General features: G+C 39.8%; 4 protein-coding genes and 2 pseudogenes. 2 read left to right on the top strand and 4 right to left on the bottom strand.

Features of this window, described 5'->3' with window-relative positions; genetic code table 11:
• Positions 1 to 136 precede the first annotated feature (136 nt).
• Positions 137 to 226: pseudogene (locus tag M23134_RS42840) on the top strand (transposase); the annotation flags it as partial.
• Between the two features lie 21 nt (positions 227 to 247).
• Positions 248 to 376 carry a hypothetical protein gene (locus tag M23134_RS42610; protein WP_262492936.1) on the top strand — a complete coding sequence of 43 codons (129 nt, stop codon included), beginning with the start codon at positions 248 to 250 and terminating at the stop codon, positions 374 to 376.
• A 216-nt stretch (positions 377 to 592) separates the two neighbouring features.
• Here M23134_RS42610 and M23134_RS36880 read toward each other — a convergent pair whose 3' ends face one another.
• From M23134_RS36880 to M23134_RS36865, 4 genes and pseudogenes are all read right to left on the bottom strand, one after another.
• Positions 593 to 1,690 carry a leucine-rich repeat domain-containing protein gene (locus M23134_RS36880; protein WP_002706078.1) on the bottom strand — a complete coding sequence of 366 codons (1,098 nt, stop codon included), beginning with the start codon at positions 1,688 to 1,690 and terminating at the stop codon, positions 593 to 595.
• A gap of 32 nt (positions 1,691 to 1,722) precedes the next feature.
• A complete protein-coding gene (locus M23134_RS42385) occupies positions 1,723 to 4,338 on the bottom strand; it encodes an intein C-terminal splicing region domain protein (protein WP_002706076.1) in 2,616 nt (871 codons plus the stop codon).
• Between the two features lie 104 nt (positions 4,339 to 4,442).
• Positions 4,443 to 5,951 carry a hypothetical protein gene (locus M23134_RS42380; RefSeq protein ID WP_002706074.1) on the bottom strand — a complete coding sequence of 503 codons (1,509 nt, stop codon included), beginning with the start codon at positions 5,949 to 5,951 and terminating at the stop codon, positions 4,443 to 4,445.
• A gap of 31 nt (positions 5,952 to 5,982) precedes the next feature.
• Positions 5,983 to 6,430: pseudogene (locus tag M23134_RS36865) on the bottom strand (fibronectin type III domain-containing protein); the annotation flags it as partial.

Here is a 6,430-nt window from a genome sequence, read left to right as displayed (position 1 = left end):
ATAACAAAACCAAGTACAATGACTTGGCTTTAACTCTCTAACAATCAATGTTTTAATAAGACTGTTTTTCCAAAACAGGAATGCGAGACGCATTCAAAAGATAGGCACAAGTTACGCTTCGCTAAACTTGCGCCAGGTGGGGGGGGGGACATTACCAGAAGGTAGGTTGTTATTGGTCAAACAACCTAGCTACTCTCCTGAGTTAAATGCTTCTGAGCAAGTATGGAATTATCTAAAAAATGTAATAATGAAAAATCAGGTATTTCCAACTGTCAAAAAATTAGGACGAAAGCTAAAGCAAATACTTCGGGAGTTTAAAAACAAAAAAAGCATCATCAAGAAGTTTTTTGAAAATCCTGATGTTGCTTTTTATTAATTATCCAGTGTCGCCCCTAGACGCATTCTGAAAAAGTAGGCACAAGCTACGTTTCACTAAGCTTGCGCCAAGTGGGTGTTAGAACAACTTCCAACAGATGAGTTAGAGGTAATTTTAAAAATAGTTAGTGCTTATATCCGAGACTTTAACGCAAGACAAGCTTATTTATAAAATTTATCGGAAATGACAAAAAAACACGTTTATTTCTTATTTATGTTAGAGCCCAATTATCTCACAATTGGGTAGCATTTCTTGTATTTTCTCCTTGACTCCATCTTCCATGTAAAATAGTAAACTCAAGTTTAATTGTTTTAAATAGGCCAGTTTTGTAATATCTTTGGGTAAGTCAGTAAGGTTAGTCGAAGTAAAATCAAGCATTTCTAATCTACTGAGTTCCGAAACCCATGGGGGGACCGTTGTCATATAACTTTCTGTAAATCGTAAACTTCTAAGTTGTTTAAAACCTCTCAATAACTCTGGTAAAACAGTTTCATCCAATAAACCAGCAAAACTGACTGTTTCTAGGTTTCTGAATTGATGAAACCATTTAGGCATTTTTTTTAACGCAGATGATTTGATGTGAAAATGTTTCAGTTGTTTTAGGGGTAAAATTATTTCTTCCAAATATGTATCAAACTCCTTTTCACTGATGATAGATTTCTCTTCAAAAAAATCAATGTACAGAGTCTCTAGCTCAGTAAGCGTTGTTATACTTTTGGGAAGAAAATTCCCTGTATAAATATGTAATGAATTAAGGCTTGTCAGATTTCCAATGCTATCTGGTATATGGAATAATTTAGGAGCATATATATTTAGATGTTTCAAATTTACTAAATCTCCAATGTTGTTTGGTAAATGAGTTAAATCATCACTTGCTATTTGTAAAGACGTGAGCCGCCGAAGTTCACTAATTTTATTGCTTATTCCATTACCACTCAGGGCATAGCGAATAGAGAGAGTCTTAAGCGTTGTAAGGGTATAAACTTCTTTTGGTAAAGTTTTAAACTCACAAGCTTCAAATGTAATATATTCAACACTGGATAAACATCTAAATGGAATAGATTCCATAATTCCAGATTCTTCTGTTATCCCCCAAATATTTAACTTATTTAGACTAACCAAATGTGTAAATAAAGTAACCAAATCCTCTTTATAAGTTTTACCAAGAGCCTCCACCATAGAAATTGTTAAATCAAATACATTAATCAGGGACAGTTCAGTTTTGATATCATCTAAAGAAGGATTTAATTCTTGACTTGAATCAGGTTTATAGCTTTTTATCCAAGTATCAACTCTTCTTAGTTGTTTTTCCATATCCTACTCATTCAGTGTTAGTTAAAAATGTATTATTTGACGGTTATTTGAGAAGCATCAAATATATACCAAGAACTTAGGTTTTCACGACCATGTATTCTCATTTTTTCTAATAGTTCAGCCATACCTACTCCTAATTGCAAATTACTCTCGATTTGTCCATCCAAATATTTTATGACACCGTCTTTATCTTTAATTACATTAAAGGTATGCCCTTTGTAACCTTGCCCATGACCTGAATACTGTGTTCCTTTGTAGGTTGAAAAAACAAAAGAAGAGCCATTAGGAGAATCTTCCAATAGTTTAGTAACAAATACCCTATTGTTGAGTGGTAAAGGTTTATAACTACTAGCTATTTGAGCTCTATGGGGAAATCCATTAAGGAAGGGGCGAGTCATATCCGATTTATCTGATGGTATTTTCTTTAAATAATCCTCTAATCTATTTAAGCCGTGCTCCCCACCCTTTCCTACAAAACTTTCAAGAAACTTAGATTTATCAAGTATTGGTTTGCCCTGAAGTTTAAGCGCAATAGAAATAGAGACTACAGAACAATTATCTCGACACTTTGAATTAGTAACAGCTTTTGCTGTTTCCTGCAAAAAACTTTTATAGTTCTTCGCATCTATATGTATAAATGGTTTAATAAACTGTTTTACATTACTTAACCATTTGTTATACGCACCCATTGCCTGAATCTCAATGGCTATATTACTAGGGCTTTTGTTAGAATATATTAAATACTTATGTACATCATCTAACTCCCCATTTTTCCCCAACCTTGCAGCATCTTTTGGGTCAGCTTTATACAACACCTTCCACGCTTCAACCAACTCAGGCTTTGCCTCAAATTTAGCCAAAACAGCATCTACATCCTTAAAGTCATCTAAAAACTTCGCCTTGTCATTGCCCAAGGCATTGATTTTATCTTTGAGTGGTTGACTGTTGGTGCGGGCAAGCAAATCATCATACCCATTAGCATTATGCACCAACACCCCTTGCTTGCCCACAAAATAGTTGTGGTTGCTGGCAACGGTAAAGTTGTAAACGGTAACACTGGTATCTTGGCGAGCAAGGCTATCTAACGCTAATTGAGCGGATGATTGATATAATTGCAGACGATCGCCCGCTTTTAAGGCATTTGCTTTTACCCACTTGCCTTGATGGCGAAAAGGGTGTTCTAAAGTAGTTTGAATAATTTCGTTGCCAAAATATAAATTTATAAGTTTTTGGGTCTGCCTTACAAACACTTTGGTTACCCGCTTCAATTCTTGCTTGCCCGTTTTTTCATTATAGCTCCATACCCAATCGCCTACTCGGATATCCTCTATTTTTTTGTGGTCTTTATTAGTCAGTATAAGCGTACCTGCCACAAAACAAGTGCGCTTGCCATTGGGTTGGCAGTGCACCAACTCTTCGCCTGCATTGGTGCGTTGCTTATAAATCACAATATTCATCTCTGTGCCATCGGGCAAACGAGCTGCTATGGGTTGGGTAGCCTCCCCTCGTGCCCTCAATGCTGCCAGGTCTCCAGCAGGTTGGGTACGCAAAGCCCTGGTTACTTCCAGCTTACCTTCGGGGTTTAATTGGGCAAGGGTTTTATCTGCTTTTTTAATTTTAAAAACCCCACTTTCTTTCACTAATTTAATCGCCTTATTACTCAATTTTTTGGTCACCAGGTTGAGCTTGGTGAGGGTGGGGGCTATTTTGGTAGTCAGGTTATCCAGTTGTTTGCCCGTAAACTCAATAAAACCATTGATTGTTTTAGGAGCCCCTACATAAATAGACAGCAGGTCTACCAACACCTTGCCTTGGGTATAGTTGGTGACAAAATTGTTGCAAGTGGCTTTGCTATACTCTTCTTTTACGAGCTTCCAAACTCCCTTTTTCCTGAGCTTGTTCATCGCTTGTGCCATCTGATTGCGTATTTTGGGATCGCTAAAATAGCCCGAAATCAGGGAAATCATCTGGGTAAAGCCCTTCAGCTGCCCCAGCATACCATTGTATACCCCGGCAAAAAAAGCAAAATCTTCCTGTAATTTGGTACGAAGCCTTTGGTCTTCAATCATCCCAAACATATTTTTAAAAGCAGGAGCGTAAGCATATTGGCAAGCTTTACAATCACCCACCTTTGTTTTTACACACAAAGGGTTCCAGTAATGGGGTTTTATTTCTATGCTATCAATAAGTGACGTTACCGCATCGGCAAAACCTCTTAAATAGAAACAAAATTCGTCTTTGACTGCTCCTGCCGAACCAGCCGCATATTTTGCCCAGGCAAAAATTGCCGAATTGGTACCAAACAAGGCTTTATATTGTTCTTTTACCTCGGGGCTGGATAAGGGAAAGGCTTTGCCCGCTTTTTCTGCTTTGATGATGTTAGGGCTGAGGATGGTGTGGTTATTCGCAATGTATTGGTGGCGCACAATCAAATCCTGTATGCTGTATTGATACTTTGGCGACTTGCCTGTGTAGTCCTTTGAATAGCGATTATAACCTTGGGGGATTTTTTTGGTCTTAGTTGCCCACACAGTATACATTTTACCCGAATAAGCACCTCTTATTTTACCCGGAAGGGTAGCATACTTTCTTTTGAGTTCGGTTCGCTTTATAACTCTTGAGTATTTCCTGGATGATATGATAAGCACTGCCGCCCAAATGGTGAGCTCCGGTGTGTCAAACTTTGCTCAAAGTTTACCAGGTTGAGGTTTCATTCTTGCCAATGGTGGTAGTAAGCAGGTAGCAAACTTAATCAGTTTTGCTTGTGTATGCCAGCGGTTTTGACATATTTAAAGTAGAGCAACATGCCCCAGCCAGCCGCTAAGCGAGGCTGAGTATTTTGGGCACTTGCCAACAGCTTATCAAAATCACAACCTGTTTGCTTGACAGTGGTTCGGCTGTTCTGTACGTCAAAGTGATGGGGGTTTATCGCTCCCTTGATATTGCTGCGATTACTTGGGGTGGCAAGCACGTTGTTCCAGTAAATGTCTTCATAACAAACCGTTTTTACTACCTGCAAGTCTTTTAGCAAACTCCAAAAGCCACTCATATCAGCCGAGTTGATGTAGACCGAGTTCAAGTAGGGTTTTCTGTATTTACGGGCTCTCAGGCGCTTATTTTTCTCTAAGATAATGTTTTGAGTAGGAAACCAGTTTTCGGGTTTAAATAATGCAGGATTGAGTCTGACTTTACTTCCTGTTTTTACCCAGACAGGGTACTTTGCTGGGTTTTGTTCCGACAACTTGACGTGCTGAGCTGCCAGCCCTTTCAGATAATAGCCTAAAAACTCGGCACCACTACCACAGCTTGTCCCATTGGCAGGTCTGATAAGTGCCACATACTTTTTGCCATTCTTGCCAATAAACCCTTTGAGACTACCGTTGCAGCTTAGCCAAAACTGCAAAGATTTTTTTTGCATATTGCTTACACTAATGGCCTTGCCAGAGGGAGTCATTACCCCGTCATAGGTTTCTTGGGCAAGCGCAAGATTTGCCACTAATTCATTATCAGATACTTCAATGACCCTGGCACTCGCCCAAGCCCCAGTTTGACTCGCCACCCCCAGTACCTCCTCATACTTCGCTATCAGCTCAGAACTGGGGTTATCCAAGGCAACCTCTTTGGCAAAATTGCCCAACGACTGATGTACCCGGTATATCAGTGCCCGCGCATAGTCATCTTTGGTGTTGACATTTGTCGCCTTGTTTTGCAAGTCAGCCCTGAAATCATTCGCCGTAATTTTGTGTTGCGCCAAACTACCCCCTACGGCAAGCCCGGTACTTTGCAGATAACTGGTTTTGATGCCCACCTTTTTGCCTTTGATCGACTTCACAAAATTGATCGTGAGCAATACCGTGTTTTCGTCCAACATCGATTGGGCGTACACCTTTTCTGTAAAGTCTTTGGTTTCCTGATTAAACCGGGTGGCGGCGTTGGGCTCTTCTACCATATCGGGGCTGCGGGTAATGATCACATACAGCGCTTTGCCCGTTTGCTTTTTCAGCAAGTCTTGCAGTTGCTCTATCTTGGTTTTGGTGTCCGCACTTACATAGTTTAAGCGGTCAATCAAATAGTTAGAAGCGACAGTGCGTGCTTTGAGGGTGTTGTGGGTAACTGCCCGATTAATTAGTTTGACCGAAGCTTCAATGTGGGCTTTTTGCAACGAATCGCGGTCGTTTGCCCAGGCTATAGTGCTTGCCCAGATGCTTGATAAAACAAAAAGGAGGAGTACCCGATGAAGTTGTTGTTTGAATGAATGCATGGTATGTATATATGCTTAAAATATCGTTGGTTTATTTCTTTGATTCCTTCTCGTAAAACTCTTTTACTAAATCATCAATGATCTTGTTTACTTCAGTCTCTATCTTGGCTTTGACCAACTTTAGCTTGTTTTGTGACAAGTCTTCCAACAGTTCTTCGCCCAAGCTCTCCATACTTTTCTTTACTTTTTCCAACAGTGTTCCAAATTTGCCAGGGTCATTGATATAAACCAGAATTTGATCGAATCGAAGCTTTTCAAAATCAAACTTTTGGTACACCTCCAGTAGCGTATTTACTTTTTCGTCAAAGGCTTTGGCCTTCTCGGTTTGGCTTATTGCCACGTGGGTGGTTTCAGGAAACAAGTCATTTTTTACCTCAGTGCCAGTAGTTTGTCCAGAGGGTGCCAGAGTGCTGTCAGCGCCGTTTACCTTGATCCTAAAACCTTGGTCTTCTATGACTACTTCTGCCCTTAGTTTTTGG

It is taken from the genome of Microscilla marina ATCC 23134 (assembly GCF_000169175.1).
Taxonomy (GTDB): Bacteria; Bacteroidota; Bacteroidia; order Cytophagales; family Microscillaceae; genus Microscilla; species Microscilla marina.
The sequence above is the reverse complement of the archived record's forward strand: the minus strand, read 5'-3'. Positions and strand labels throughout refer to the sequence as shown.